Genomic DNA, 24,514 nt, shown 5'->3' on the forward strand with positions numbered 1-24,514 from the left:
GGTTCTGCAGCTCTTCACGCCCAAAGAATGCGCAAGCTACTTGGCAAACTCAGGATATGCACGAACCTAACTTCATCACGATCTAGTTTCACCGTTCCTGCTCCGGTGCCTTTCGAAGCGCAGCGGCACGGCGTTGTGCGAAATGCGCTTCGACCTCGCAATCATCGATATCAGGCCGCGTGTCGGCCAACACCTGGCGCACCTTCTCACGAAACCAGGTATCGTAAGCTTGGCTGTTGCTCACGAGTTCCAGCGGAAGCATCCCTTCATTGGCCGTGCGGGTCAGCAGGATCCGCACGGCATCGGATACCGTGAGACCCATGTTTTCCAGAACCGCAGTGGCCTTTTCCTTCACGTCCGCATCGATGCGGGTTTGGACGAGGGCATTCGAAGCCATAACGATCTCCCTTATTCGCAGCTGAGTGTAATACATTTGAATGACATGCACCAGAGGCTATCACGGCCCCGTGACCCGAGGCTGTGACAGCGGGCAAATGGCCCCGCCTTTCGGCGGGGCCGTTGCCGTGGGCCCTCAATCCCGCTTCGGCCGGGACCAGATGAGCTGGAGGCCGTCCTGGCCCTCGACCTCGATCAGGGTGGCATAGATCGGAGCCGGGAAGCTCGGATCGTCCGGCTTGACCGAGAGGTAATCGCGCTCGGTGTCCCTGGCGGTCTTCTGCCAAGCCGCCCCCAACTCGACATTGCCGGCGAAGATGCGGAAATGCGGTCCCTTGTCGGAGGGGTTCTCGACCCGAACCAGCTTGGCTTTGGCATTGAGAGCGAGGGTGCGAACCGTGCCGGTGAAGCCGTTGCCGGTCGAGGTGAAGGTGCCGATGGTCGCCATTGTCCTGTCCTTTCAGTTTCCCGGGCCGCCCATCGCGGCCTCGATGGCTGGCGACAGACCGGAGGCGATCGACCCGCACCCCGAAGGCGCCGGCACGCAGTAGAGGGCAGCCAGGGCACGACTTTCTTGGCTTGCGCGAGGAATGGACGCGCAGCGGCCAGGGGAAGAAAGTCGTAACCGGCTGTTGCGCGGATAAGAGCGAGGCGGCGCTTAAGCGACGGCGCCCTTCGCTCAGACATGCCAATCGAGGACGACGTGGGTGTGCCAGAAGAAACGGCCGAGGAACACGACAATGTCGACCATCGAAACTTGAGCGACAAAAGAACCCGATCACCGCTCGCGGCACACATTTTTCAACTGCTCGGGCGTCCGGGTCGATGCCCGAAACGGGAAGGTAGGCGTGCTGCTCTGCCGTCAAGAGAGCCACGCGGCCCGAAAGTGAATCCGCAGGCCGCGAGCGAGATTTACTCGGCACAGCGACGACCCGTGCAAAGTCAGAACGTCGTCCTCCTAAAGGACGGCACGCAAGGCCAAAATCAGGTTTGCGCAGCACGAGGAAGGAAGGGACGCTGGCCCTCGAGCGGCCAACAAGAGGCCGCATCTTCTGAGCTGAACCACCGGATAGCCAGGGGCCGGCAAGCGCCGGCGCCACGATCATGGTGTGGCCGACATCGCCGACATGAATCGAGAGCCTGAACGGGGTCGAGCCCTCCGTCTTGGCGAAGAACAAGGGGGGCGCGCCGAGATGCTCGTCCCGTTCAGGCCCGGCCCACACCGCCGACAGCGGAACGATGTGGGCAAGGCTGAGGGTCGAGACCGGTGGTTGCCGCACGTTGGCCTAGATCTGGCCGGGCAGTGACCCGAGCCACGCTTCGATCGCGTTGACGGTCTCATGGATGCAGGTGAAATCGCGGCCCTGGATCGTCTTCTCGACCAAGCGGAGCTTCTCGTCAGCGATGCGCGGATCGCTATCCCAGACGGCGAGCGTCGCGGTGACGTAGGCTTCTCCGATCATGTCGCTGCCCAGCTCTTGCAGTGCGGCGACCGCATCGGCCGCCTTGTTGGCGGTATCCGTGTCGAGCAACGTCGAGGCTTCGTTGGTCACCACCTCCTTCAGAATCGTCGCGACGGATTTGCGCTTGGCGAACCACTGCCGGCGAATCTTGGTGAGGAGCTTTGTCGCCTCTAGTTTGTCGAGCATGATCGCCCGCGTCGACCACCGGTACGCAAAGGCGAGCTGGTTCAGTTCATCCAGCACGCCGGGAAAGGTGACGGTCGGAAATCCGATCACGCTCAGCGTGCGCAGATGCTGCTCGCCAAGCCGTGGGTCGAGGCCGCCGACGAGCGGTTGGTCGGCCAGGACCGCGTCGAGATGCATCGGCATTTCTGGAATGCGCACGCGCTGACGCTTGGTCGAGATGCAGGAATGCAGGTAGGTCAGCGTCTCGCTGTCGGAGAGCCAAGCCGCTTCCGGTACGAACCCCTCGATCAATTGCAGGACGCGACCCGTGCGATCGACGAAGGTGCGCAGGATCTCACGTGGATCGACGCCGCCTTGCGCGCGTCCCTCGTAGAGCCAGGCCTCGGCGCGCGCCGCATCCTCCGCCGGCGGCAGCCAGCACAGGGTGAGGAAATACGCGCTCTCGAAATGCGCGGCGTCCTGCTCGAACTTCGCCCTGCGCTCGAGCTCAACCAGCCGGGAGACCGGATCGGGGAAATCGCTTTTTGGATAGGTGTTGGCGGCGTTGCGCTGCGCCTCGACAAAGATCGCCCAGCCGGAGCCGAGCCGGCGCAGTGCGTTTTTGAGGCGTGCCGTGGTGCCGACGAGTTCCGCCGTCGTCGCGCTGTCGAGATCGGGGCCACGAAAACGCGCCGTGCGCTGGAAGCTGCCGTCCTTGTTGAGGACTGTGCCCGGCGCGACCAGCGCGGCCCAGGGCAGGTAGTCGGCCAGCAGCGAGGGGCGGGTGCGGTATTCAGCGAGGTTCATCATGGCTGCTCACACCCCGAAATACGCCGGATAGCGCAAGTGACGCCGCACGACATCGACGAATTGGGCATGGCGGCCCAGACCGCGGCTGCGTGACCAAGCGCCCACAAGAGAATGCCGGGGATCCAGAGCCGCAGGCCGAGGCCGATCGCAGCGGCGAGTGTGCCGTTGGCGATAGCCACCGTCCGCGGTGCGCCCGCCAGCAAAACCGGCTCGGACAGCGAGCGATGCACGGTCGCGAAGAAGCCGGCGCCGGGTTCGTTGAGCGTGGTCATCAGATCACCGCCCCGCCACCAAACGAGAAGAAGCTCAGGAAGAAGGAGCTTGCTGCGAACGCGATGGACAACCCGAACACAATCTGGATCAGCCTGCGAAAGCCGCCCGAGGTGTCGCCGAACGCCAGCGTCAGGCCGGTGGTGATAATGATGATCACCGCGATGATCTTGCTGACGGGGCCTTCGACCGACTGAAGGATCTGATTGAGCGGCTGTTCCCACGGCATGTTGGAACCGGCAGCAAAGGCAAAGGGCGGTGCTGGCCGCAAGTATGAGACCGGCCACCGTGGTTGTCGAAATAAGTCCTGGCGGACGCCGAAATCTGGTCATGTCAGTCACTTGAATGTTCGGGATGATGGGAAGTGAGGGCGTAGTCGCCGGTCGGGGCCAGGGCCTCGATGATTGCGAGTTCGGCCACCCGGCGCTCGCTGCCGCGGCCGGCGAGCACAACGATAACGTTGACCGTCTCGGCGATCAGCGCGCGCGGCACTGTAGTGACGGCTTCCTGGACCAGTTGCTCCAGCCGCCGCAGCGCGCCGATCGCGCTTCCCGCGTGAATGGTGCCGATGCCGCCGGGGTGGCCGGTGCCCCACGCCTTGAGCAACTCCAACGCTTCGCTGCCGCGCACCTCGCCGACCGGAATGCGATCCGGGCGGAGCCGCAGCGACGAACGGACAAGGTCCAAGAGCGAGCGACGCCATCTTTCGTCCGCAGCGCCACGAGGTTCGGCGCGGCGCTTGCAGTTCGCGGGTATCCTCGATCAGAATGACCCGGTCCGAGGTTTTGGCGATTTCGGCGAGCAGCGCGTTGACGAGCGTGGTCTTGCCGGTCGAGGTGCCGCCGGCGACCAGCACGTTGCGGCGGGCTTGAACGGCTTGCCGCAGCAACTCGGCCTGGTCCGGCTGCATGATGCCGGACGTAACGTAATCATCGAGCGTGAAGACGGCGATCGCCGGTTTCCCAATGGCAAAGGTCGCAGCGGCCACGACCGGCGGGATCAATCCTTCGAAGCGCTCCCCTGTCTCCGGCAGTTCGGCCGACACGCGTGGGGAGGCAGGATGCACCTCAGCTCCGACGTGGTGCGCGACAAGGCGGACAATGCGCTCGCCGTCGGCGGGCGACAGCCGTTCGCCGGTGTCCTCCAGCCCTCCCTTGAGACGGTCGATCCAGAGCCGGCCGTCAGGATTGAGCATCACCTCGACGACGGAGGCATCCTGCAGGAACGTCGCGATAGCTGGGCCAAGCGCGGTACGCAGCATCCGCGCACCGCGCGAGGCGGAGTTGTCGCATTGTCCTATCGGGGCCATCGCGCCCCCCAAAATGACCGGCGCGATCGCGCCGAACGTCGGGGACGAATAGAAAAGGCATCATCGGGAGGGTAGCAACAAGCCAATCATGGTCGTCGTAGATTGGCGTAGAGATACTTGCGATTGGCGCGATCGCACCGAGCGGAGACTTCGCATCAATGGACTGTGGGGATATCGCAAGCCGCAAATCTGTTGAGGCAAGCTGATTGCCTCTACAGATCGAGCAATTTTTGGGTTTCGAATCCAAGACTATTGCGCCGCGTGAGCCTTGCGGCGAGCCGCTTCGATCAACTGACGGACTGTGTCGGCATCTTCCTTGACGGCCATGGGACGTCCTGGCTGCAAGCCCAAACCGATATAGCTGCCCGCCCTTGAATTCGCCTCGCCCGGATATTGATGCATATGACCCAGCCGATGGGACTGGCTTTCATCCATGCCTTCGCCCCGGACAGCAATGTTACCTGAATCAACTGGTCGCTCCCGGCAAGTTTGACGATGTCGTCGACGCTCTTCCTCCACGGGCATCAGATTGGCGAAGATCCCCAGAACCAGTGTCACCGGCGGCTTGCCTGTCTCCGTGTCCGATGTCACTTCGGCCGAAACGGGAAAGAAAATCTCAGATGACACTTGTGGCGCAACTGACTGAAATGCGTGCGTCATAGGTGGGGAGCGCGACAACGGCCGTGATCCGCGCCGGATCGAAGAAGATAGGCGATCCCGCCGTGGGAGTGAGCTGAACGAAGGTCGCGGCGGTGGCGCCGAAAGCCGTCTCGGCAAAACATCCGACGCTTATGCCAACTGCCGAGATAACGGCAGCGAGCACTGCGACAATCCACTTTCTTATGTGCGTTCCCTTCATCAACGAGCTTTAGCCCGAGAGCCGAACAAGACAGGACGTATCAATGGTTCGGATCGCCAGCTCGCGCCGGCGATCCCAATTCTATTTTAACGCCGCATTCAGGAGGTTGGCCAGACGGGCGGCTGCCAATGCGGCCTGGCTACGAGCGATATTACGCGCATTCGTCTCGTAGTCGCGTGTGAGCTGCACGGCGTTCTTGCCGAGACTGATCGGGGCTGCATAAGCGAACTGTTTGGCGAGTTCCGCGCTCTCCTGGACCCAAGCCTCTGGATCGGAGATCTTCGCAGCACCGTAGCTGACGCCGTGGCTCGCAAGTCCATCCTTATCGTCTGCATCGAACACGGCGCCATAGAGCGAGGAATACCCGCCAAATATGCGATCCCAATAAGCATGGAGGGCAAGCGTCTCGCCCGTAGCCGGGATCACGGGTTCGGCGTTGCCGCCGGCATCTCCGTTCGGAATCTGTTTTGTGAACCGGCCTACCGCATGGAGCGGTTGGTGGGCGTCGCCAACGAGGTGAAGGATCCACGCAAGATCATACGAGCGCACGTCGTCGGACGCGCCGGATGTGGCGGGCAGGGCTGCGATCATGAGCTTGAGCTGCGTGACAAGGTCGACTGGGTCCGAGGCGGGCAGGGTCGTTCCATCGGGCGAAAACTTCACATCCATGAAATGCCAATGGGCGTGCTGATTGTGATCGGCATAGCCGATGTTTTGCCCTGCCGTGGGGCTATGGACGTTGTCGCGTGTGTATCCATATTCCTTGGTCTTGATGTCATCGGCCCAGGTTGCCGCATGGACAAAGGCATAGAGCTTGGCGGTCTTCTCGTCAGGAGTGCCTGCGGTCCACTTGGCGTAATCCTTGTTCAGCTTGAGCAGCGCATCAGCCTTGTCTTTCACGGTGTCATCGAGGTGCTTGTAGGCGACATAGGCAATCTGCATGTGGCCTTCGTCCCACCAGGCGAATGCAAGTGACGCCACCATGTTCAGGCAGGTGACCAAAACTCCGATCGCGGTCGCGTAGCGCATCTTTGAAATCCCGGTTGCGAGAATGGGACGCGAAGCGTGACCATATCAAACGCTGTCTTCCTGTCATAACGATGACGTCCCGATTCAAAGAAACTGGTGACAAAAAATCATGCCCCCGGTCAGTACACGCTGTCTTGCGCCAAAACACGATCAAGGCGGAATAGGGGTTGCTATTTTTCGATTGGCGGCACTTTGTTAACGGCGAACGCTTCTGGCTGAGGACAACGCGATGCCATACATCGATGTATCGGGGACAAGGCTCTATTTTGAGGACCACGGCGTCGGTTATCCAATCATCTTCTTGCATGAATTCGGGGCAGATCTGCGTCTGTGGGAGGATCAGGTTCGCCACTTTTCGCGGGCCTCGCTGCATCGCCTACAATGCCCGCGGTTATCCGCCGAGCGATGTCCCGGATGATCCCGCCGCCTATGGTTGGGAGCGGGCGGTCGAGGACCTCGCATCGCTGATGCAGGAGCTCGATCTGAGCCGTGCCCATATTGTCGGCCAAAGCATGGGCGCATATACGGCGCTGCATTACGGGCTGAAATATCAGGGTTGCGTCAGCGCCATCGTCGGCGCGGCGGCAGGCTCTGGTTCACTTCCCTCGCAGCGCGGGACCTGGCTGCGAGAGACCGAGATTCTGGCGCGAGGCTTCGTGGAGCGAGGCTTGCGGAGCATCGCCGAGCAAATGGCAAAAAGCGCGATCCGAGTGCAGCTCAAATACAAAGACCCGAAACGCTGGCAGCAATTCATCGATCAATTGCAGGAGCAGCTCGCGCGAGGTATGGCCAATACGCTTGTCCGATGCCAGGCGATGCGACCGCCACTCCATGAATTGCGGGACGCATTCTCGAAAATGGCGACACCTGTTCTCCTGCTGGTCGGAGATGAAGACACGCCATGTCTTGAGGCAAACCTGATGCTGAAATCCATGCTCCTCAATGCCGGTCTTTCGGTCGTGCCAAACACGGGGCATGGCATCAACCTCGAAGAGCCGGCGGTATTCAATGCCCAGGTCGACGCATTCTTGAGCGCTGTCGAACGAAATACGTGGCGCCGATCCTATCCCACATCACGCACAGAGCAGACAGGAACGCGCTGCCTAAACCAGAGATCGCACACCGATGCCGTCGCGGGTCTCGGTCAGGACAGGGGCGACGCGACCATCATTCCGTTGCGTCCCAAATAGTCAGAGGGTCTGTGTCCCGGAGCGACGCATTTGGCCTATCCAGCACCATCATGTCACAAGATCAGTGCATCTATCTCGATGACGGCCTCGCCGCATGTCTTTCCGCGGCCGCCGCGGAGTACGGCACGACCGAAGCGGATATTGCCGCTCTCGCCGTGAGGCAGTTTCTTGGAGGCGGCAGTGCTCATAATGAGCAGACGTCGATTGAAGGGCGGCTCGCGTGTATGAGCCGTCAGCTTCATTGTCTTGAGCGAGAACTCCGATACGTCAATGAAACCGTGGCGCTGCATGCGCGCTACCATCTTGCGGTCGCACCAGAATTCGCCGACAGGAAACTGCGGGCCGCCGGCGCAAGAGGTGCGGCGCGGTTCAACGAGTTCGCGGGTCCAGGTCGAGAAGCGCGTTCGCACCGGCCAGCCACTCATCCATGAAACGGTCAGAGCGCTGCGGCCGCGGCGCAGGACGAGCCCGCCGCCGCGTGCAGAGGCCAAGACGACGGCGAGCCGCAGCGCAACTGGCCTCCACTCCTTGAGCGAGAGGGCACGTCCCGCCTGCAGCGTGACCGGGCCGCGCTTCGCTTGCCGACCCGCGAAGCCTCGTGTCGGCGCTTCGGCTTACCGCGGCTTCAGAATAGTGCTTTTGAACTAGCTACTTAGTAGCCAGGAACCAACTTCCCTGGCCCGCGTTGTTCTGACGATCCAAGCAAATCGATACATCCACCAATAGCGGGGGACAGCAATGGACCAGGCTGCGAGCGATGTTGCACGTGAGAACGACCCGCGGGAGCGGGTCGCATCTGCCCTCGGCGGCGGCGTAATCTTTGTCGATCCCGACGGACAGATCGTCTGGATCGACGAAGGCACGCGCCGCCGCTTGGACGGCGGCCTGAAGGATCTAGCGCTGCCGATCCAAAAGGGCGAGGCGCCTGCAATCGACTGTTTCGTTTCAGCCGTGCCGGTGACGCTTGGCCATGAGCAAACAACGGTCTCCGTGATTCAGGAAACAAAGACACCGGATCACGATCTGGTCTCGGTCATTGAATCGGTGCTCGCCGATACCACCCGCAGCATCGTCGGCAGACTAAAGGGACTTCGCCAAGGGGCCAAGGCAGAGGTCTCCGAGCCGGCCAGACCGTCTCTGGATGTTGATTTCCTCACCCACCGCGAGCGAGAGGTTCTCGGGCTCATATGCGAAGGCCACAGCGATTTCGAGATGAGCAAGAAACTCAACCTCTCGGAAAACACCGTGCGTAATCACATCGCCTCGCTGTATCGAAAGATCGGTGTCAACCGTCGCAGCGCCGCGATCATCTGGGCCCGGGAGCGAGCCATCACGAGCAAGGCGAGCCTGGACCTCAAGCAACAGAGGCACCCCTCGGACGGCTCGGCGCAAGGATGAAACCTACTAGTAGTTTTCGCTCCCTTGCGCGGGAACCACGCGCGTTGTTTTCTGCGCCGGCCCGTCAGCTCGTTCGCCCGAGGCTCCGTCTTTTCGGCAGCCTCGGGCGTTATTGTGCTCTCAGGCATCGCGCACCATCCAACGATGACAAGGCACCTCTGTGGCCGAACTCGTGCTCCGTCTTTACGTTGCCGGGAATTCGGCCAGCTCTCGTCGAGCCGAGCAAAATCTTCAACGCATATTGGGGCTCATTGAGGCCGAAGGCTGGAGCGTCGAGATCATTGACGTGCTGAGCAAGCCCGATCTCGCGGAGAAGGCCGGGGTCATCGCCACACCGACACTGTCCTACGAACACTCCATTCGTCCACGGCGCATCGTCGGCGATCTCAGCGATGCCAAGCGGGTTCTTGAATTTCTGGGGATCGAGATAGCGGGAGACCTGCATGACCGCACAGGATAGCGACGTTCCGGATGTGTTGGAGCGGGTCAAAACCGGCGTCGAGGCCTTCGACGATCTCGTTATGGGTGGGCTTCCGCGGGCCCGCACAACCGTTGTTGGCGGCACGCCCGGAAGCGGGAAGACGGTTTTCGCAACGCAGTTTCTGGCGCACGGAATCACGACCTTCGGCGAAAACGGCGTGCTGGTGACGTTCGAGGAGCCGCCTGCCGACATCGAGGCCAATATGCGCGGATTCGGGTGGGAGCTCGGTCGGTGGCGCAGGGAAGGCCGATTGGCGTTCGTCGATGCAAGCCCTCCGGCCAATGATGAACTGGTGATCGGAGATTTCGACCTCACCGGCCTGCTTTCGCGGATCCAGCATGCGGTGAGGGGCGTCCAGGGCAAGCGCGTCGTGCTGGACTCGCTCACGCAGCTGTTTGACCACTTCATTGGCGATCCCAAGATCTTGCGCCGCGAGCTGTTTCATATCAGCAGCGCGCTGAAGAAGGAGGGACTCACCGTGCTGATGACGGCGGAACGCAACAGCGAGTACGGAGAGATCACGCGACACCGGCTGGAGGAATTCGTCGCCGACAACGTCGTGATCCTGCGCAACGTGCTTCACCGGGAAAAACGGCGGCGAACGATCGAGGTCCTCAAAATGCGCGGCAGTCATCACGCCGAGGGTGAGGCGCCGTTCACGCTGCTCGCGAGCAAGGGGGTGGTCGCCGTCCCCCTATCCTCGCTCCGCCTCGAACAGCAGTCGAGCACGATGCGCGTCACCAGCGGAAATCCCGCCATTGACGAGATGTGCGGCGGCGGATTGTTCCGCGACAGTGTCACGCTGGTGAGCGGCGCCACCGGCACGGGCAAGACCCTCCTGGTCACCAACTTTCTCGCGGGCGGGGTGGCATCGGGCGAAAAGGCGATTCTCTTCGGTTACGAGGAAAGCAAGGGTCAATTATTTCGAAACGCGAGCGGCTGGGGCACAGACTTTGCTCAGATGGAAGCGGAGGGCAAGCTCAAGATCATCTGCCTTTATCCAGAGGCCCAGGGCTTGCCCGATCACCTGCTCACAATTCAGAGCCTGGTCGATGAATTCCAGCCCAATCGAATCGCGGTGGACAGCCTCTCGGCGCTGGAGCGCATTGCTCCTGACAGCGGCTTCCGCGAATTCCTGATCAGCCTGACCTCCTTCATCAAGAAGCGTGAAATAGCGGGACTCTGCACCGCAACCAGCAAGTCTCTCATCGGCGGTGAAAGCGTCAGCGAGCAGCATATCTCGACCTTGACCGATTCGATCATCCTGCTGCGTTACATCCAGGAGCAGGAGACCATGAACCGGGGTCTCATGGTGCTCAAGATGCGCGGCAGCGAGCACGCCAAGGAGATCCGCCGGTTTACCATCGACGGGGCCGGCATGCATCTCGGCGGGGCATGCGAGACGGCGCCGAATGTGTTCAAGGAGTAGGAGCGCTCGAGCGAGGCCAAGTCAAGACAGGCCACATCAAGGCATGCACGATGAATATGACTAGTGCTTCCAGCGGCTCCGGCATTGACCAGACCGAGATCAGATTTCTCATCGAGAAGAACGCCGACGGCATCATCGTCGTCGACGAGAGCGGCACGGTGTTGTTCGCGAATCCGGCGGCCGAGCAGATCTTCGGCCGGTCGTCGGGATCTCTGATCGGTTCGCCAATTGGAATACCCTTCGTCACCGACGATACGACCGAGATCACCATTCACAAGCCCGGGGACGGACAAGTCGATGCCGAAATCCGCGTCGTGGAGACGAGCTGGGATCGGCGGCCTGCCCGTCTCGCCAGCCTCCGCGATATTTCCGCACGCAGAGCGCTGGAGGAGCGACTGCGGCACTCCGTGAAGATGGAGGCAATCGGCCGGCTGACGGCCGGCATCGCCCATGATTTCAACAACCTGCTCACAGTGGTTCTGGGCAATCTCGAAAGCGTGCAACGGCGATTCGCCAATCTCGATCCCACCGCGACGCGCGCTCTGGAGAATGCCACGCGCGGCGCTCAACAGGCCGCTGTTCTCACCGAGCGGCTATTGGCATTCGCGCGACGCAAACCGTTGGAGTCCCGTCGCCTTGAACTCGACGCCGTCATCCGGAGAATGACCGATCTGCTTCAGCGTACTCTCGGAGAAAGAATTGTTGTTCGAGCCAGGATCGCCACGGATCTCTGGCACGGTCGAAGCTGACCCAACCGAGCTGGAGGCGGCGATCCTCAACCTCGCGGTCAATGCGCGAGATGCCATGCCCTCCGGTGGCGAGCTTATTATCGAGACAGCAAATATTGAACTCGGCCTGGATCCCGAGGCGACGGAAGGCGCGGCCAAGGCAGGGCCTCATGTGCTGATTTCGATCACCGACTCCGGCAGCGGCATGACACCTGAGGTGCTCCGTCACGTATTCGAGCCGTTCTTCACCACCAAGACCGATGGGCGCGGAACCGGCCTCGGCCTGAGCCAAGTCTACGGCTTCGCCAAGCAGAGTGGCGGTTACGTCAAAGTACGTAGCCAGCCCGACGTCGGGACGACGGTCGGCATCTATTTGCCGAAGGCCACCGCCCGCATCGACGCGGCCGAACCGCAATCCGTTCAATCGCAGAGTGTCGCGCCTGTTCCGGCAGCGAGAACTACGGAAACGATCCTCGTTGTCGAAGACGACAAGGGCGTCCGCCAGTATGTTGTAAACAGCCTGAGAGAGCTTGGGTATACCGTGTTCGACGCCGCTGACGCCAAGTCCGCGCTGGCAGTCCTTCAAGACCAGCCTGATATCGATTTGCTTTTTACCGATCTGGGCCTGCCGGGCGGCATCGATGGAAAAAACCTGGCGGAGCAAGCGCGACGGATTCGTCCGTCGTTACGGGTGTTGGTCACGTCCGCCTACGCTGACAGTTCCCTGATTCAGGAGGGGCGGCTTGCCCCCGACGTCGACCTCCTGATCAAGCCCTTTACCTTTACCGCGCTCGCAACCCGCGTGCGCAAGGCGCTGGATCGAGACGTTGTGGGAGGGGAACACGCCGCAGGCCGAATTCTCGTCGTCGAGGACGAATTGCTGCTGCAAGATTTCCTGGTCGATGGACTCGCCGAGCACGGTCTTCAGGCAGAGACCGCCGCCAGCTTCAAAGAGGCTCTCGCCAAGTTTCAAAGCAGCAGCGAGCATCTTGTGGCAGCGGTCGTCGATCTCGGGCTGCCCGACCGACCCGGCGACGAATTGGTGCCCGCGTTCAGAGCCTTGCGTCCGAACCTGCCAGTCATTTTGACGACCGGATATGCCAAGGACGATGTCCGTGCGCGCTTCGCAGAGGACGCGTGTCTGGACATCCTAACCAAGCCGTTCGATGCGAACGAGCTTACCAACATACTCCGGAAATATGGAATTGGCTTGCGCAGGCCCCTATTTGCAAGCCGTGACGCGACTAAGTCGAGCTGATGCGTTAGAAAACTAAAACTTTCATGCAATGAATGGCGGTCGCGAGTAGGACTAAATTGCCCAGCTCGCGATTGCAGCATTTCCATCGGGGATAGCTGGCGCTCGATTAAAGGCTGAAAATGGAGACCAGCCTATTCGATTGGTGTTGAGCGCTGCCCAGTGGGAGCGCATTGCGCCGGAACTAGCGGGTAAGGCCGGTGGCCTGGCAGTAATGGCGCGCAACCGGCCTTTTTGTCGAGGCGGGCTTTTGAATTGCGCGCACAGGCTCGCGATGGCGCGATCTGCCGGAGGCGTACGGCAACTGGTTCACCGTCCACATTCGGTTCTGGCGCTGGACCGAGCCGGGAGTCTGGGGGCGGATTTCATGTCGTCCGGTAATGGCCGCCTTGCGGAATGAGGCGTGTTGGGCGAACTGTCCTCATAGACGGTGTGCATGCGCAAGTCGAAGGGCTTGACGTGGTGGACAGCGGCGCGGCGGTGCCGCTGGTCCGAAGATGAGAATCATTTGCAGCCCTATTCGACGTCATGGCGTGCTTATTGCACCGATTGCTTGCCTCAAGCCCCACTCAGGCGATTTCAACGCGACCTGCTGAGTCCGAGACTTCTTGAGCCCTGCCAAAACAGACAGGTCATCAGTACAGCCGACTCTGACCTTCTAATTCAGACCACGCTTGTCGAGCAGGCGGAATGGGCAAAACGACTCGCGTGCTTGAGAGCGCAAGAGATCGCCAGAATCGGGCGACTGGGGCAGAGCAGGGCATCAGAACGATGTGGCGTCGACTATCGATCATTTGCGTCATCGCTTGGCAGCTTGGCGGCTGCGCGAACTGGTCAAAGGGGCCGCCGTCCTGTGATGGACTAGCTCGGCGGCCGCTCAATCGCTCGCTGTGGGATTGGGAGTCCGGGGCGCCGCCGGCGGCACCGGAGCCGCAAGCTTCGCCGTCCGAGCCCCTCATCCGGAAGGGAGAGGGCGGCTCGCCGGCACCTTCGCCCCATCGCGCCGCCTCGGCCCGCTGGCACCTGGCGGCCTCTTATCGCTCCTGCGGCAAGGAGGCGTGAAATGGTCGGGCATGATGACCTGAAGAGCTACTTCGACAATGCGCGGCGATGGGAACAGGATCTGCTTCTGTCCGCCCATCGCTCGCGGCGAACAGCGTGGGTAGTTGCCGCTGGCGCCTGCGCCTTGGCAGTGGCCTCGGTCGGTGCGGTCGCAGCGCTGGCGCCGCTGAAGACGGTCGAACCGTTCGTCATTCGAGTCGACAATGCCACCGGCATCGTCGACACCATCTCGGCCCTCAATTCGACGCCGGCACGCTACGACGAAGCCGTCACCAAGTATCTCCTCGGGCGCTATGTCCGAGCGCGCGAAGGTTACAGCTACCCAGAAGCTGAAACAAAAATTCGGACGATTTCGCTTCTTTCGGCGCAAGGCGAGCAGGCCCGCTTCGTTGCATGGTACCGTGGCTCCAATCCCGAAAGCCCGCAAGTCGTTCAGGGCCGTTTTGGCGTGGCCACGGTTCGGATCAAAGCGATCTCGCTCCTGGCCGACAACGTCGCGTCTGTACGGTTCATGAAAGAGAGCCGCAAGGGCGAGGAAACCCATGTGACCCACTGGGTCTCGACCCTGACATTCTCTTACGCCAACGCGCCAATGTCCTCCGCAGACCGCCTGATCAATCCGCTCGGCTTTCTGGTTTCGGAGTATCGCGCCGATCCGGAGGTCGTGCCATGAAACGTTTTTCGCTTCTGATCTCTCAGCTCTCGCATTCGCCGGGCCCGTGCTGGCGCTGCAGCAGCCAGCGCCCGGGCAACACGATGCGCGCGTACGTACTGTGACCTATGACCCAGCCAATGTGGTCCGCCTCAACGGCGTCGTCCGCGCCTCGACCCAGGTCGTGTTTGCCGATGACGAGGAAATCGCGCATGTCGCGATTGGTGACGCGATCGCATGGGAAGTCGCGCCGGCTGGTTCGATCCTGTTCCTCAAGCCGCGCGAAAAACATCCGCCGACCAATCTGCAGGTTGTCACCACCCGGCCCGACGGACGCAAGCGCTCCTATCAATTCGAGCTGTCTACCGCCGAGACGACGCTCGCGGACAGCTACTTCGTCGTCCGCTTTACCTATCCCAGCGACGAGATCGAGCGTCGGCGCGTCGATGCGGCTGCCCGCGGCGCCGAGCGGGAAGGCGCGCTGATCGATCAGACGTTTGACCTGCATCATGCCTATGGCGCGCGCAACTGGCGTTTTTCGACCCAGGGCTCGGTCGGCCTCGAACCCGAAGCCGTGTTCGACGACGGCAAGGAGACCACGTTTCGCTTCGCTGGCAATCGCGAGATCCCGGCGATCTACCTGATCAACTCGGACGGCTCTGAAAGTCTTGTCCCTAAGGATGTCCGTGGCGAGCTCGTAGTGGTCCATGCCACGGCCCGCGAGTTTCGGCTGCGGAAGGGCGAGACCGTGCTCTGCATCTTCAACGAAGCGTTCGACGCTGTCGGCGTCAATCCCGGCACAAACACCACAAGTCCCTCGGTCGAGCGGCGGGCGAAGAAGCCATCTGCAACCCTTAATGCACAATAGGCAGGCGCACATGACCGAGATGGAGAATGAGACGCTTGCCGGCGAGCGCGGAATTACTCCGGTGGGAGGAGGGACAGCGGTCGAACGGCGATGCTCAACGCGGCTTCGGCGCGCTCGCGCTCACCGCATTCGCCTTCCTGATCATCTGGGGAACCTGGAAAAGCGATAAGCCGGTCGGCGAGTCCGCGCGCAAGCTTATGATCCGTCAGGCCGCGGCGTTCGAGCCCGCCGCGGAAACGCCTGCCGCACCAATCACCACGGCGTCCATTCCGGTTGCAACGATCTCCGCCGCGCCTGCAACCGCAGCCTCCGAGGCCAAGGGTCGCGAGGTTGAAGTTCTGACCGCTCTTATGAATGGTGCCGGCGTGATCGACGCGTTGCGCGTCACAGCACTGCCGGAACGCGTCACGGACGGCGCAGATGTCGTTACGTTTAAGCCCCGGAGCATCGCGGGGACGTAAGAAATATCTGGGCAACTCCTTGGTGGCGGCCGGCGGCGTCGCTGCAAAAAGATCACCTCCTCGCCCAGATGTCAGCTCCAGAGGAAAAGGTGATCGACCGCCGGAAATAGAAGGGGCCTCGCCGCAAGCGAGGCCCTTTTCATTATAGGCCGCAATCCGCCGGAACAACCGGCACTATTTCCGCAGATGGCGCTCATCGGCATCGGCAAGAAATTGCTTTCCGTCTTTCTCGCTGGCCCACGGATCACCGAATTCACGCACATCGGGAATAGGCTCGCCAGCCTTGATTGCGGATCGCACGGCTCGCCGCTCGGGTCTATGTTCCGCCTCTTTGAATGGCTTGTCGCTTTCGGCGGTGGTCATGCCGACGATCGGCGTTTTCTTTCTGGAACGGCTCATGATCATCATCCATCTGCGCGCAAATGAAGGGATACCTTCAATCCCGCGCATATTGCAAACGTCGCGTTACAGCATCACCGGATACCATCGCGCTCGCGGCGTAGCGCGTCGCCTACGCGTGTTCGCGCAGCGCGCGGGGGTGGGAGAGCCTTGGATCAAGATCGCGCGCTATGGAGCGCTAATCCACAGGCGGTTTTACGACCTTGGCGAGCGCCAGCCGCCGAAATAGTCTAGCCCCTGGCTAGGGGGACGACATGAGCATACTGCGCGAAATCCAAGGAGCTATCCTTCAGGACAATCCGGACCTGGGGACGATCCTGCTGAAGCTGCGGTTCTTGGCCTCGCGACTTGGAAGCGAGCCGCTCGCGGATTGAGTGAGATACGAGGCGGAAGGATACCCACCGGACGGAGACCTTCCCGAATATCGAATAGTCGGGCTATCCTTTACTGGTAGTTGGTCCGGCCCTTGGGGGTCTGGCATCACTAACACGCCAATTCCGTCATATCTAATCGAGAAGCACGCTGGGAAAAATTGGACCCAGTATAAGGTCAGGGAAAGTATAGCCAGCGTCCAGGAGATGGCGGCCAGCGGGAAGACGCTGGGTATCAATACCTCAAACCTGATCCTCCTTTTACAAGGCAAGGTCTATGAGGATTGGGCATGCAACGAGATCAGCGCCAAAATGTCGCCGGTCGCCCTGCGAGAGGTCATGCAGGCCGTGCGCTCTCGCATCCTCGAATTCACGATAGAACTCGAAAAGCGAATGCCGGTTGCAGTTGAGGTCACTTTGGAGCGCGCGGCGAACAAGACGCCAGAGGACGCGGCGAAAGTAACGCAGATTTTCAATCAGACGGTTTATGGAAACGTCACGCACGTCACGGCAACGGACGGCGCTCAGGTGACCCTTGCAATCACAGCCGGCGATAGTGGTTCGATGGTCAGTGAGCTTGTAAAGGCGGGGTTGCCGGATCACGCGGCGAAGGAGATCACCGACATCGTTTCGTCGGAGAAGCCGCAGGACGCGGACAAGCCTCTCGGGCCGAAGGCCCTAGACTGGATCGCGAAGAACGCGCCAAAGGCGGCTTCCGGGGTCTGGAAGATCGGCTCCGCTGTAGCGACCGATCTGCTGAAGGAAGCGGCGCTCCGCTACTACGGTTTTAAGTAAGAACTGCGCGCCGCTGATATGGCCGATTTTTGGGAGATTGTGAAAGGCTTCGGCGCGATCGTCGGTCTGATAACCGGCTGCTTCGTGCTGTGGGAACGGCTAGTCAAGGAGCGTCCGCTCATCTTCATCGTGGCGCAGCCGTTAACGCCGGGAAATGTCAACAAAGTCGCCTGCTTGCGTATCATCAATCGGAGCGTTCGACCGCTTCTTATTTCATGGCGCTCCGGTTTTCACGACAACGCCCTTCATATCGCTAGGGATGACAGTGTTAGGGAAATCGTCTCGGCGTTTTTTCCGGGCGAGCCGATCCACGTCATTGACGGGAATGAAACTGCTGATCTCAAATTGCTGACGCCAAACAAGATGAGGGAAATCGACCCCGACAACATTATCGAGACAGAACTCAGGTGGTCTTTCGTGCAGCCCGTTATTTGGCAACGTCCACGGCGGCTACGGATCCGGATCACGAAACGTGCGTACCTGGCCCTGCTCGGGGAAAAAGCGGAGCAGTACGTAGAGGGGGAAGATTAAAGCTGAAAGGCTATCGCCGCCGTGGCGACGGCAGCCTTCATTCACGAGGCTTTTCGCAGCTTCTTGGCCTTGCGCAGATCGGCGTTTATCCTCGACTGCCAGCCTTCGCCCTCATCTTTATATGCGGCGACAACATCTGGATCGAGCCGCAGCGTAACGACTTCCTTCCGCGCCTTCTTGCCGGGACCGCGCCGCTTGATCGAGGCCGCAAGCTCGGGATGAGCTTCCGCGAATGGCCGCGCGCTGGCTATCTCTTCGCGGGTCCATTCAGGATTGTCAGAGACTGCATCCCAATCGGCTTTGGTATAGCCGCGCCCCGGCGCGAATTCCTTGCGGGTCGGATGGCGCGTGAGTTTCTTCGTCATTCGAGTTCCTTCCGCTCTTTCGGACTGGCGTCCCGCATACTGATGATCGAAACCGCCTCGCTGCCGTATTCGGCGTAAATGACGGCAAGCGTCGCATCGAGAAACACGCCGATTGCTTTCTTGCGGCCCAACTTCGCCGGCTTGATAGTCGCGGTGGCGAAGAACTCCTCGGTCAGCTGGGCAAAGTCGAGGCCGTGCTTGTCGATGTTCGCCTTCCGCTTCGGTTCATCCCAAATAATCCTCATGGACTTCTTTTGGGGTGCTAAAAATAGGAAGTCCAGAGCAAAACGTCAATACAAAAAGGGTCGCCGATACTTGGGTAAAAGTCGGAGCCTATTTGCGCCGCGCATTCCGCGCCGGCTGCTGTCCCTCTATTCTTCGGCAAGTTGATCCGGAGCGGGGCTATCGATGGACGAAGCGGGGCATCTAGACCAAATTGCGGATGAGATGGATGCGATCCTCTCCCGCTTTAGCCATACGCGCGACGGCCTGTATATCGCTGATGGGGATGAAGGAAAATTCACTGGCTTAGTCCTCAGAGCGAAATCTCTAATGACAAGACGGCTCGGCCTACCAAATGACTTTGCTTGGTCGCTTGAGCGGACCCGAATTGAGGGGGTCAGCAATTATCTTGGGTCGCAGTCATTTCATTCCGTCGAGCAGTCCATCGGTATTGTCCGCGCGGCGGCGGATACGATCCGAAGCGAGGCAACGCTTGGACCTCGCCAAACTGCCTTGACCGTTTCCCAACCTACAGAGCCGCCTTACGTCAGCCCTGTTCGGATCGGCGAGTTGCGCGCGATCAATTCCACGAGCTGGGACTTACGGAAGCTCGTCCGGCTCAGCGAGGAGATCAATGCTGCCTTTGCCGGCGGCAACTTCCTGTCCGTTGCCATGCTGCTAAGAGCAATCGCCGATCATGTGCCGCCTATCTTCGGCGCACCGAGCTTCCGGGAATATGCCAGCAACTGCGCGGGCCGCTCGCACAAGGGATCGATGCAGCACTTAGACGCCTCCCTCCGACATATCGCGGACGGCATTCTACATCAGCAGATACGAGCGCGTGAAAGTCTGCCGACTGCAAGCCAAGTGGACTTTCGTCAGGACCTGGATGTGCTGTTAGGCGAAGTGGTCCGCGTGCTTCGGTGAGGCTTCAGTCGTTCTTTCCCGAAGGAATGCCGCGATAGGCCGGCGGCAGTCCGAGGCGGTCGCATTCGTTGCTCGCGATCGTCATAGCTTCCCCGGCCGACTGGAACGGACCAAGCAGCGTTTGCTTGAAGTTCTCGATTGAAGCGACGTAATGCTGACCGCACACGCTGCCTATGCTGACGAAGTTTTTCATTTCAGTGCCTTCAGGTTTTAGGCGCGGGGATGATCCCCGCGCACCTTGGCACCATGCGCCCAAGATGGTTTCCGGCTAAAACGGCCTCGTCGGCTCCTCGACACGAGCGAGTATTGCGTTGATGGCCCGCTGAGCTATGCCGGGATCAGCCTTTTCGGCGGCAATAAGCTGCCGTCCCTCAAAGGCAAGCTTCGGAAGGGCCGGATCGATATCCTTGGCTGAAGGGATATTCTGGTCCGCAATATCCCTTTTGCCTTGCCCGCCATGCTGCTGAACTTCACCAGCTTCCTTTGCCGCGTCGTATTCCTCCGCTAGCCGTATCTTGGCGCGAGCCTCGATCATCAGCGCGTCGGCTTGCGCGCGCTATCCTCTCCCCCGAGCGAACAACGTCCGCGAAAGAATTTTGACGGGGCGAAGGTCGCCGCGATTGATTAACTTATAGATCACGCTGCGCGACAACCGAGAAGGCGTCCGGCCTCACGAATAGAAATCAGCAAAGGGGGATCGGCGTCCATCGCGTTATCTTATGACCGCCGCTATCCGACTTGAGCGGAAGCCCTCGACGGCCAGACGATATCCCTCAAAACTTACGATCAAAACGGCAATAGTTGGAGTTTCTTCGGACTTTACTTGCTGGCTATAGGGTGCGAGACGCTCCCCCGCTACCAATCGTACGATTTTCTACGCCAATCTACGATTTCGTGCGCTCGATGGTAGCATCACGCAGGGCCGGTGCCGCTCCTTGTTCGAAGCTCGCCCCTCAATACTTCTTCGCCACCCCCGTTTCGCGTTGCGGCCGCGGGAGCCTCTCAATCACAAGCGCTATCGCTGATTCTGGCTGTCTAATTGGGAAGGATTGAACGGGCGGCAGCTCCGACGGCCGCGGCTCCGGCATACATCGCGCCCCGGTACGCAGTGTGCCGCGCAAAGCCCGCAAAGGAAAGCGGTGTAAAGGGACGGCCGATGATATCGATGAAGATCGAGGCCGCTCCGTCGGTACCGGTGAGATCGCCCTCAAGTGTCTGGACGGTGAAGACCAGCTTGTCCCCGTCCAGCTTCGGATTCTTCAGGACGACCACAGCGTTCTTGACCGAGCCGCCCTTGCAAAACCGGCCGCCTAATGCAAAATCGGCAGAAGTGAACGCAGTTTGATTATGACGCTCTCAGCATAGCCCAGTGCGCACGAATCAGGCTTCTGCTCGCGGCAGCGTCGTCATGTTATCGCCCGGCGGCGCCGTCACTCCAGGCCAGCAGTCTGATCGCTGTCATCGACCAGCTCTTCGAACACAGCTAGGCCTTGCGCTGAAGCGACGTCAGCGGTGCTTCTCCGAAGGCGGCGCGATACGTCGCAGCAAAGCGTCCGAGCTCAAAGAAGTGATGCCCCCGCGCGATCTTGGCGACGCTCGCGGTGGCAGGATCGGCGCGCCGCAGCGCGGCGCGGGCCTTGTTCAGCCTGCGCAACAAGAGGTATCGCATCGGGCTGACGCCGAGAAACTTGCGGCAGCACATCCGCAATGTGCGTTCAGCCACGCCGATTTCGGCACAAAGGTCGGGCAGCGTAAGCTTCCGGTCGACTGATTTGTGCAACGCTGTTTCGAGGCGCGTCATCAAGGCGGCGTGGTTGGAGCGCGTCCTGGAGCTGTCTTCCGTCCCGTCGCCGCTCAGGCAATGGATCACGGCATGAAGCAAGTCCTGTTCAAGCGCTCTTGCTACCTCGGACCGCTCGATCAGTTTGCCTCCGGGAGTGGCCAGGTGGCAGGCGTGCCGGAACAGGTCTTGAAAACGGGACAGGTCCGCGCCGCAAGGACGGAGCATTCTGGTGGAGCGCGGTGGCAGGATCGGCTGGCCGGTCAATGCCGCACCACTGTCTGCGAGTTGATCCACGGGCAGGGATATCAGACCCCACTTGCATTTTCCGCTCGATAGCTGATGCATCTGCTGGCCTGGGCCATGAAAGGCGATCTGGTCACTTTGGAAAGAAAACCCGTCGCATTTCAGGCACGCTCGGCCCACCGGAAAGGACAAAAAGACCCTGTCGGCTGCAAGCGAAATGCAGGCAATGCGCGGCAGCCATTCGCGCAACCGTATGATGACGAGATGATCCAGTTTCAGCCGCAGCAGCTCCGCTTCGAAATCTCCGGGACCAGTTATCGTGAGATTGACACCGGCGTCATCAAACGCGGCTTCGTAGGCTCCGGCATCGTCAAATCTTGAAATGGAGTGTTCAGCCATATCCCCTGTCCCATCGGACGGGCGAATGGCTCTTGCGGCCATTTCATGCCCATGGGCTTCCTCGATGGAACACCATCAGTCAATGGATAGGGTGCGACTATGCAATTCCGGCGCGATACGAATTGACGCGTTTAAAGAAGCGCGAAGGAATATTTCGAGCGAAGGCCGAGCTGGCGGAAATCGGCCGGTCGATTTGCGCGGTCGGGTAAGGCAATGCTGCGCTAGTGAAGCCGTCCCACGATGACTTCGGCTGGCAGCGTTGTGGGACGAATGAGATGGAGATCGGGATCCTGCGCGGGGCGACGCAGTGTTTCCGACGGCAGCTCTCCAAACAGCGTGCGGTAGGCGACCGAGAAGCGCCCGAGTTCCCAGAACCCGTAGTCGGTCACGACACGGGTAACCGTAGCCGTGGATGCATCCGCGCGCAGCAGTGCGCGCCGGACCAGATGCATTCTTCGCAGGGTGAGATAGCGCATCGGAGCCATGCCGAGATGTTCTTCGCAGGCCGATCGCAGCATCCGTTCGGAAACGCCGGTCGCAGCGCACAGTTCGGTCAGATAGACGGCTCGGTCGGGGTTTTCGGCCAGGTGATCCTCAAGCCGCGCGATAATCGTATCGTGGCGCCGCCTGCTAGCGGTGATCTCGACGCCGGCGCCTTCCGCAAGGCATCGAACCATCAGGTGAGACAATTGTTGTTCGACCCCGCGAAGTAGCTCCGGCGACTCTAGAGCATCGGGTGTCCTGTGGGCCAAATCGCCGACGATCTGGTGCATCTTCAACAGGCGCGACATCAACTCAGGACGAGGCCGGACCACGCGAGTCGTCAACTTTTCTAGAAAGTCAGCTCCGATGACGGTCGCGAGGGTTGCATTCATATCATCCTCGGGGAGTGACATCCCGCCATAGCGATGGTTGGCGCCGGAACGCTGATGTGACACGTCGAACCTGTCGACGACGATATCGCCCGGCGCGACGTCCATACCGCAGTGCTGAATCGAGGGGCCGCCCATTTGCGTCAGGAAGCCGATGGATCTGCGCCCGGGCCGGACGGCAATTCTATTGACTTGAGGCAGATTCAGCTCGTACCGGCTCATCCAAAGCCGATTCAATCCAATCTGGTCGATCTTGAGGTCGAACTCGCCACGTCTCGTCGGAAATATGTTGATCTCGCATCCTTGGACCGCGGTCGGGCAGAGAAGCGGATCCTCGATCCTTAACGTTCTAATCCAAAACACTTCGGATACTCCCGCAACATTTGGATTTGTTAGAGAGATCGCTTGGGAGGTAACGCCGTCTTCGAAGGTAAACTACGATCAAATATCACGCACAACTTCTGATCAATGTGACAAAAGGGTCGGCTTTCGTCCAGTGCCGCCGCATCTCAAGAGAGCGACGCGGCGAGGCGAGCTCGGCCACGAGACTCTCGCCCAGCACTCAGCCGTCGAGGGCGCGATTTTTCGCTCACGGCGGCTTTGGCGTGCCGATTTTGCATAGCCTCATCGGCTTCGCGCATGCTCCTCTGCGAAATACAGAAGGCGGTTCAGGACTAGGCGCCTGCCCGCGATCAACGAGGTTTTGCGAGATGATCGGGAAGCGAATGCGTGCACGAATTCTGGCTGTCCTCTGTGCCCTCTGCGCATGGTCCGGCTGCATGTCTTCCGCGGGCGCCCAACAGCCATCGTGGAGCCAGGTCGGCATGCTAGCTTGCAAGCTCGACCCCAGCGTCGGGTTTGTCATATTTGGCCATCAATCGATGTCATGTCGCTTTACACAAAATCCGCCATTCCCGACTCAACTCTATGAAGGCGCCCTCAGCACTATCGGAATCGATATCGGCGTTTCGGCCGGAGGCGCACTCGCCTGGGCGGTATTTGCCCCGACGGCAGGCCCTTCGCCTGGAGCTCTCGCCGGCGAGTATGTCGGGGCGTCAGGTGACATCGGCCTCGGCTTAGGCGCCGGCGTCAATGTCCTTGTCGGTGGCTCGGGGCGATCATTTGCGTTGCAGCCCACCTCGGTAGAGGGCTCGGTAGCCATCAATGTGACCGTCGGCCTTTCCGCTCTCCAACTGCGTCCGATCTATTGACGCGCCGCCGTCCGACCGCCCTTTGGCATGACCGGATAGGACGCGACTCAAGTTCGTGATGCCGAAAGCGCATAGCGGGAGCGAGATGGCAGAGATGGGCGAGCCCCATAGGAAAGACATCGGAAGACCCGGTGCCAACTGACCTGTCGAAGACATGGTATGTTTCGTTCGAGGCGCCGAAAAAGGTGCGCAAGGCGTCTGCGCAACGACATCCGAGACGGAGTGAGGGCTTCCCGACCGAGCTCGACGCCCAGAAGTTTGCTCGTCAGAAGTTCGAGGAAGGATACATCGTGACCGCAGGTACCATCAATCCCTGCACGCCGCGACGGGCAATACCTTCGACGGTCATTCACCATTGGTTCGCTGAAACGTCTGAGCCGCCATTGGTCGAGCCGGCCTCATTCGAGGACACTAAGGAGGAGACAGATCTGCCGTAGGAGCTTGCCGCCAATGCAGTGCCCTTATGCAATGGCAGATTTTGCATAGATCGTTCCGGCCCGTTGTCGATATCGTTCCAACAATCCCGCAATCTCCCGGAATATCGAGTCGGGTTCACTGGACGGCACATAAT

At 60.5% G+C, this 24,514-nt stretch carries 27 protein-coding genes and 5 pseudogenes; 15 read left to right on the top strand and 17 right to left on the bottom strand.

Annotation, left to right across the window (positions count from 1 at the left end; translation table 11 throughout):
- Positions 1-88: 88 nt before the first annotated feature.
- The 8 genes and pseudogenes from AC5ZG5_RS36385 to AC5ZG5_RS36420 all read right to left on the bottom strand — a co-directional run bounded on the left by AC5ZG5_RS36385 (position 89) and on the right by AC5ZG5_RS36420 (position 6,301).
- Entirely contained in the window at positions 89-397 is a 309-nt protein-coding gene (locus AC5ZG5_RS36385; protein ID WP_456645638.1) for a type II toxin-antitoxin system RelB/DinJ family antitoxin, read from the bottom strand.
- Between the two features lie 135 nt (positions 398-532).
- Complete coding sequence (locus AC5ZG5_RS36390; RefSeq protein WP_456645642.1) at positions 533-844, bottom strand: DUF736 domain-containing protein; 312 nt, start codon at positions 842-844, stop codon at positions 533-535.
- 631 nt (positions 845-1,475) lie between these two features.
- Positions 1,476-2,834: pseudogene (locus AC5ZG5_RS36395) on the bottom strand (VirB4 family type IV secretion/conjugal transfer ATPase); the annotation flags it as partial.
- Positions 2,835-2,840: 6 nt separating this feature from the next.
- Positions 2,841-3,106 (bottom strand): annotated as a pseudogene (locus AC5ZG5_RS36400) (VirB3 family type IV secretion system protein).
- The gene (locus AC5ZG5_RS36405) at positions 3,106-3,333 is read right to left on the bottom strand and encodes a TrbC/VirB2 family type IV secretion system protein (protein WP_456645637.1); all 228 of its coding nucleotides are present in this window, start codon (positions 3,331-3,333) and stop codon (positions 3,106-3,108) included. The pseudogene AC5ZG5_RS36400 and the gene AC5ZG5_RS36405 overlap by 1 nt, the downstream one beginning before the upstream one ends.
- A 104-nt stretch (positions 3,334-3,437) precedes the next feature.
- Positions 3,438-4,365: pseudogene (gene trbB / locus AC5ZG5_RS36410) on the bottom strand (P-type conjugative transfer ATPase TrbB).
- A 297-nt stretch (positions 4,366-4,662) separates the two neighbouring features.
- Positions 4,663-5,040, bottom strand: a complete 378-nt coding sequence (locus AC5ZG5_RS36415; RefSeq protein ID WP_456645636.1) for a hypothetical protein — start codon at positions 5,038-5,040, stop codon at positions 4,663-4,665.
- Between the two features lie 313 nt (positions 5,041-5,353).
- Positions 5,354-6,301, bottom strand: coding sequence for a S1/P1 nuclease (locus AC5ZG5_RS36420; RefSeq protein WP_456645635.1), 948 nt, complete (start codon positions 6,299-6,301; stop codon positions 5,354-5,356).
- A gap of 305 nt (positions 6,302-6,606) precedes the next feature.
- Here AC5ZG5_RS36420 and AC5ZG5_RS36425 point away from each other — a divergent pair, with 305 nt between their 5' ends.
- The gene (locus AC5ZG5_RS36425; RefSeq protein WP_496165503.1) at positions 6,607-7,491 is read left to right on the top strand and encodes an alpha/beta fold hydrolase; all 885 of its coding nucleotides are present in this window, start codon (positions 6,607-6,609) and stop codon (positions 7,489-7,491) included.
- Between the two features lie 53 nt (positions 7,492-7,544).
- Here AC5ZG5_RS36425 and AC5ZG5_RS36430 read toward each other — a convergent pair whose 3' ends face one another.
- A complete protein-coding gene (locus AC5ZG5_RS36430; protein WP_456645633.1) occupies positions 7,545-7,982 on the bottom strand; it encodes a hypothetical protein in 438 nt (145 codons plus the stop codon).
- 247 nt (positions 7,983-8,229) lie between these two features.
- On the opposite strand from AC5ZG5_RS36430, the gene AC5ZG5_RS36435 reads away from it, so the two are divergent.
- The 9 genes from AC5ZG5_RS36435 (at position 8,230) to AC5ZG5_RS36475 (ending at position 15,825) form a co-directional block, all read left to right on the top strand.
- Positions 8,230-8,889, top strand: coding sequence for a helix-turn-helix transcriptional regulator (locus tag AC5ZG5_RS36435; protein WP_456645632.1), 660 nt, complete (start codon positions 8,230-8,232; stop codon positions 8,887-8,889).
- A gap of 160 nt (positions 8,890-9,049) precedes the next feature.
- Positions 9,050-9,349 carry a circadian clock KaiB family protein gene (locus AC5ZG5_RS36440; RefSeq protein WP_456645631.1) on the top strand — a complete coding sequence of 100 codons (300 nt, stop codon included), beginning with the start codon at positions 9,050-9,052 and terminating at the stop codon, positions 9,347-9,349.
- Entirely contained in the window at positions 9,333-10,799 is a 1,467-nt protein-coding gene (gene kaiC / locus AC5ZG5_RS36445) for a circadian clock protein KaiC (protein ID WP_456645630.1), read from the top strand. The genes AC5ZG5_RS36440 and kaiC overlap by 17 nt, the downstream gene beginning before the upstream one ends.
- Before the next feature lie 50 nt (positions 10,800-10,849).
- A complete protein-coding gene (locus tag AC5ZG5_RS36450) occupies positions 10,850-11,548 on the top strand; it encodes a PAS domain S-box protein (RefSeq protein ID WP_456645629.1) in 699 nt (232 codons plus the stop codon).
- On the top strand, positions 11,499-12,785 hold the full coding sequence (locus tag AC5ZG5_RS36455) for a response regulator (protein ID WP_456645628.1): 1,287 nt from the start codon (positions 11,499-11,501) through the stop codon (positions 12,783-12,785). The genes AC5ZG5_RS36450 and AC5ZG5_RS36455 overlap by 50 nt, the downstream gene beginning before the upstream one ends.
- 251 nt (positions 12,786-13,036) lie before the next feature.
- Complete coding sequence (locus tag AC5ZG5_RS36460; RefSeq protein ID WP_456645641.1) at positions 13,037-13,240, top strand: transposase; 204 nt, start codon at positions 13,037-13,039, stop codon at positions 13,238-13,240.
- 605 nt (positions 13,241-13,845) lie between these two features.
- The gene (locus AC5ZG5_RS36465) at positions 13,846-14,517 is read left to right on the top strand and encodes a VirB8 family type IV secretion system protein (protein ID WP_456645627.1); all 672 of its coding nucleotides are present in this window, start codon (positions 13,846-13,848) and stop codon (positions 14,515-14,517) included.
- A gap of 46 nt (positions 14,518-14,563) precedes the next feature.
- Positions 14,564-15,364 carry a P-type conjugative transfer protein VirB9 gene (gene virB9, locus AC5ZG5_RS36470; RefSeq protein ID WP_456645626.1) on the top strand — a complete coding sequence of 267 codons (801 nt, stop codon included), beginning with the start codon at positions 14,564-14,566 and terminating at the stop codon, positions 15,362-15,364.
- A 26-nt stretch (positions 15,365-15,390) separates the two neighbouring features.
- Entirely contained in the window at positions 15,391-15,825 is a 435-nt protein-coding gene (locus tag AC5ZG5_RS36475) for a hypothetical protein (RefSeq protein ID WP_456645625.1), read from the top strand.
- 174 nt (positions 15,826-15,999) lie between these two features.
- On the opposite strand, the gene AC5ZG5_RS36480 is transcribed toward AC5ZG5_RS36475, so the two are convergent.
- Positions 16,000-16,188: a hypothetical protein gene (locus tag AC5ZG5_RS36480; protein ID WP_456671255.1), complete on the bottom strand. Its 189-nt coding sequence runs from the start codon at positions 16,186-16,188 to the stop codon at positions 16,000-16,002.
- Between AC5ZG5_RS36480 and AC5ZG5_RS36485 the strand changes: the two genes are divergently transcribed.
- The 3 genes and pseudogenes from AC5ZG5_RS36485 to AC5ZG5_RS36495 all read left to right on the top strand — a co-directional run bounded on the left by AC5ZG5_RS36485 (position 16,187) and on the right by AC5ZG5_RS36495 (position 17,921).
- Positions 16,187-16,453: a hypothetical protein gene (locus tag AC5ZG5_RS36485; RefSeq protein ID WP_456671254.1), complete on the top strand. Its 267-nt coding sequence runs from the start codon at positions 16,187-16,189 to the stop codon at positions 16,451-16,453. The two genes, AC5ZG5_RS36480 and AC5ZG5_RS36485, sit on opposite strands and share 2 nt — an antisense overlap.
- A gap of 25 nt (positions 16,454-16,478) precedes the next feature.
- Positions 16,479-17,390 (top strand): annotated as a pseudogene (locus AC5ZG5_RS36490) (AbiTii domain-containing protein).
- Positions 17,391-17,408: 18 nt separating this feature from the next.
- Positions 17,409-17,921 carry a hypothetical protein gene (locus tag AC5ZG5_RS36495; protein ID WP_456645623.1) on the top strand — a complete coding sequence of 171 codons (513 nt, stop codon included), beginning with the start codon at positions 17,409-17,411 and terminating at the stop codon, positions 17,919-17,921.
- A gap of 41 nt (positions 17,922-17,962) precedes the next feature.
- Here AC5ZG5_RS36495 and AC5ZG5_RS36500 read toward each other — a convergent pair whose 3' ends face one another.
- Both AC5ZG5_RS36500 and AC5ZG5_RS36505 read right to left on the bottom strand, forming a co-directional pair.
- The gene (locus tag AC5ZG5_RS36500) at positions 17,963-18,286 is read right to left on the bottom strand and encodes a BrnA antitoxin family protein (protein ID WP_456645622.1); all 324 of its coding nucleotides are present in this window, start codon (positions 18,284-18,286) and stop codon (positions 17,963-17,965) included.
- The gene (locus AC5ZG5_RS36505) at positions 18,283-18,531 is read right to left on the bottom strand and encodes a BrnT family toxin (protein WP_456645621.1); all 249 of its coding nucleotides are present in this window, start codon (positions 18,529-18,531) and stop codon (positions 18,283-18,285) included. Before AC5ZG5_RS36505 ends, AC5ZG5_RS36500 begins: the two co-directional genes overlap by 4 nt.
- Before the next feature lie 163 nt (positions 18,532-18,694).
- On the opposite strand from AC5ZG5_RS36505, the gene AC5ZG5_RS36510 reads away from it, so the two are divergent.
- Positions 18,695-19,435: a hypothetical protein gene (locus AC5ZG5_RS36510; protein ID WP_456645620.1), complete on the top strand. Its 741-nt coding sequence runs from the start codon at positions 18,695-18,697 to the stop codon at positions 19,433-19,435.
- A gap of 4 nt (positions 19,436-19,439) precedes the next feature.
- Here AC5ZG5_RS36510 and AC5ZG5_RS36515 read toward each other — a convergent pair whose 3' ends face one another.
- The 5 genes and pseudogenes from AC5ZG5_RS36515 to AC5ZG5_RS36535 all read right to left on the bottom strand — a co-directional run bounded on the left by AC5ZG5_RS36515 (position 19,440) and on the right by AC5ZG5_RS36535 (position 22,954).
- The gene (locus AC5ZG5_RS36515) at positions 19,440-19,628 is read right to left on the bottom strand and encodes a hypothetical protein (protein ID WP_456645619.1); all 189 of its coding nucleotides are present in this window, start codon (positions 19,626-19,628) and stop codon (positions 19,440-19,442) included.
- A 75-nt stretch (positions 19,629-19,703) separates the two neighbouring features.
- Positions 19,704-19,970 carry a hypothetical protein gene (locus tag AC5ZG5_RS36520; RefSeq protein WP_456645618.1) on the bottom strand — a complete coding sequence of 89 codons (267 nt, stop codon included), beginning with the start codon at positions 19,968-19,970 and terminating at the stop codon, positions 19,704-19,706.
- A gap of 500 nt (positions 19,971-20,470) precedes the next feature.
- Positions 20,471-20,728: pseudogene (locus AC5ZG5_RS36525) on the bottom strand (hypothetical protein); the annotation flags it as partial.
- A gap of 190 nt (positions 20,729-20,918) precedes the next feature.
- Positions 20,919-21,902 (bottom strand): AraC family transcriptional regulator, encoded by a 984-nt coding sequence (locus tag AC5ZG5_RS36530; protein ID WP_456645617.1) that lies wholly within the window; start codon positions 21,900-21,902, stop codon positions 20,919-20,921.
- Positions 21,903-22,081: 179 nt separating this feature from the next.
- Positions 22,082-22,954 carry an AraC family transcriptional regulator gene (locus AC5ZG5_RS36535; protein ID WP_456645616.1) on the bottom strand — a complete coding sequence of 291 codons (873 nt, stop codon included), beginning with the start codon at positions 22,952-22,954 and terminating at the stop codon, positions 22,082-22,084.
- Between the two features lie 557 nt (positions 22,955-23,511).
- Between AC5ZG5_RS36535 and AC5ZG5_RS36540 the strand changes: the two genes are divergently transcribed.
- A complete protein-coding gene (locus tag AC5ZG5_RS36540; RefSeq protein ID WP_496165504.1) occupies positions 23,512-23,943 on the top strand; it encodes a DUF992 domain-containing protein in 432 nt (143 codons plus the stop codon).
- Positions 23,944-24,514 lie beyond the last annotated feature (571 nt).

Source organism: Bradyrhizobium sp. Ses1, assembly GCF_059512365.1.

Bases quoted from the DNA above. Each gene is read 5' to 3' on its own strand.
- AC5ZG5_RS36385 (WP_456645638.1), bottom strand. From the start codon at position 397: ATGGCTTCGAATGCCCTCGTCCAAACCCGCATCGATGCGGACGTGAAG.
- AC5ZG5_RS36390 (WP_456645642.1), bottom strand. From the start codon at position 844: ATGGCGACCATCGGCACCTTCACCTCGACCGGCAACGGCTTCACCGGC.
- AC5ZG5_RS36405 (WP_456645637.1), bottom strand. From the start codon at position 3,333: ATGCCGTGGGAACAGCCGCTCAATCAGATCCTTCAGTCGGTCGAAGGC.
- AC5ZG5_RS36420 (WP_456645635.1), bottom strand. From the start codon at position 6,301: ATGCGCTACGCGACCGCGATCGGAGTTTTGGTCACCTGCCTGAACATG.
- AC5ZG5_RS36425 (WP_496165503.1), top strand. From the start codon at position 6,607: ATGAATTCGGGGCAGATCTGCGTCTGTGGGAGGATCAGGTTCGCCACT.
- AC5ZG5_RS36435 (WP_456645632.1), top strand. From the start codon at position 8,230: ATGGACCAGGCTGCGAGCGATGTTGCACGTGAGAACGACCCGCGGGAG.
- kaiC (WP_456645630.1), top strand. From the start codon at position 9,333: ATGACCGCACAGGATAGCGACGTTCCGGATGTGTTGGAGCGGGTCAAA.
- AC5ZG5_RS36450 (WP_456645629.1), top strand. From the start codon at position 10,850: ATGAATATGACTAGTGCTTCCAGCGGCTCCGGCATTGACCAGACCGAG.
- AC5ZG5_RS36465 (WP_456645627.1), top strand. From the start codon at position 13,846: ATGGTCGGGCATGATGACCTGAAGAGCTACTTCGACAATGCGCGGCGA.
- AC5ZG5_RS36475 (WP_456645625.1), top strand. From the start codon at position 15,391: ATGAGACGCTTGCCGGCGAGCGCGGAATTACTCCGGTGGGAGGAGGGA.
- AC5ZG5_RS36485 (WP_456671254.1), top strand. From the start codon at position 16,187: ATGCCGACGATCGGCGTTTTCTTTCTGGAACGGCTCATGATCATCATC.
- AC5ZG5_RS36480 (WP_456671255.1), bottom strand. From the start codon at position 16,188: ATGACCACCGCCGAAAGCGACAAGCCATTCAAAGAGGCGGAACATAGA.
- AC5ZG5_RS36495 (WP_456645623.1), top strand. From the start codon at position 17,409: ATGGCCGATTTTTGGGAGATTGTGAAAGGCTTCGGCGCGATCGTCGGT.
- AC5ZG5_RS36500 (WP_456645622.1), bottom strand. From the start codon at position 18,286: ATGACGAAGAAACTCACGCGCCATCCGACCCGCAAGGAATTCGCGCCG.
- AC5ZG5_RS36505 (WP_456645621.1), bottom strand. From the start codon at position 18,531: ATGAGGATTATTTGGGATGAACCGAAGCGGAAGGCGAACATCGACAAG.
- AC5ZG5_RS36510 (WP_456645620.1), top strand. From the start codon at position 18,695: ATGGACGAAGCGGGGCATCTAGACCAAATTGCGGATGAGATGGATGCG.
- AC5ZG5_RS36515 (WP_456645619.1), bottom strand. From the start codon at position 19,628: ATGAAAAACTTCGTCAGCATAGGCAGCGTGTGCGGTCAGCATTACGTC.
- AC5ZG5_RS36520 (WP_456645618.1), bottom strand. From the start codon at position 19,970: ATGATCGAGGCTCGCGCCAAGATACGGCTAGCGGAGGAATACGACGCG.
- AC5ZG5_RS36530 (WP_456645617.1), bottom strand. From the start codon at position 21,902: ATGGCCGCAAGAGCCATTCGCCCGTCCGATGGGACAGGGGATATGGCT.
- AC5ZG5_RS36535 (WP_456645616.1), bottom strand. From the start codon at position 22,954: ATGAGCCGGTACGAGCTGAATCTGCCTCAAGTCAATAGAATTGCCGTC.
- AC5ZG5_RS36540 (WP_496165504.1), top strand. From the start codon at position 23,512: ATGTCTTCCGCGGGCGCCCAACAGCCATCGTGGAGCCAGGTCGGCATG.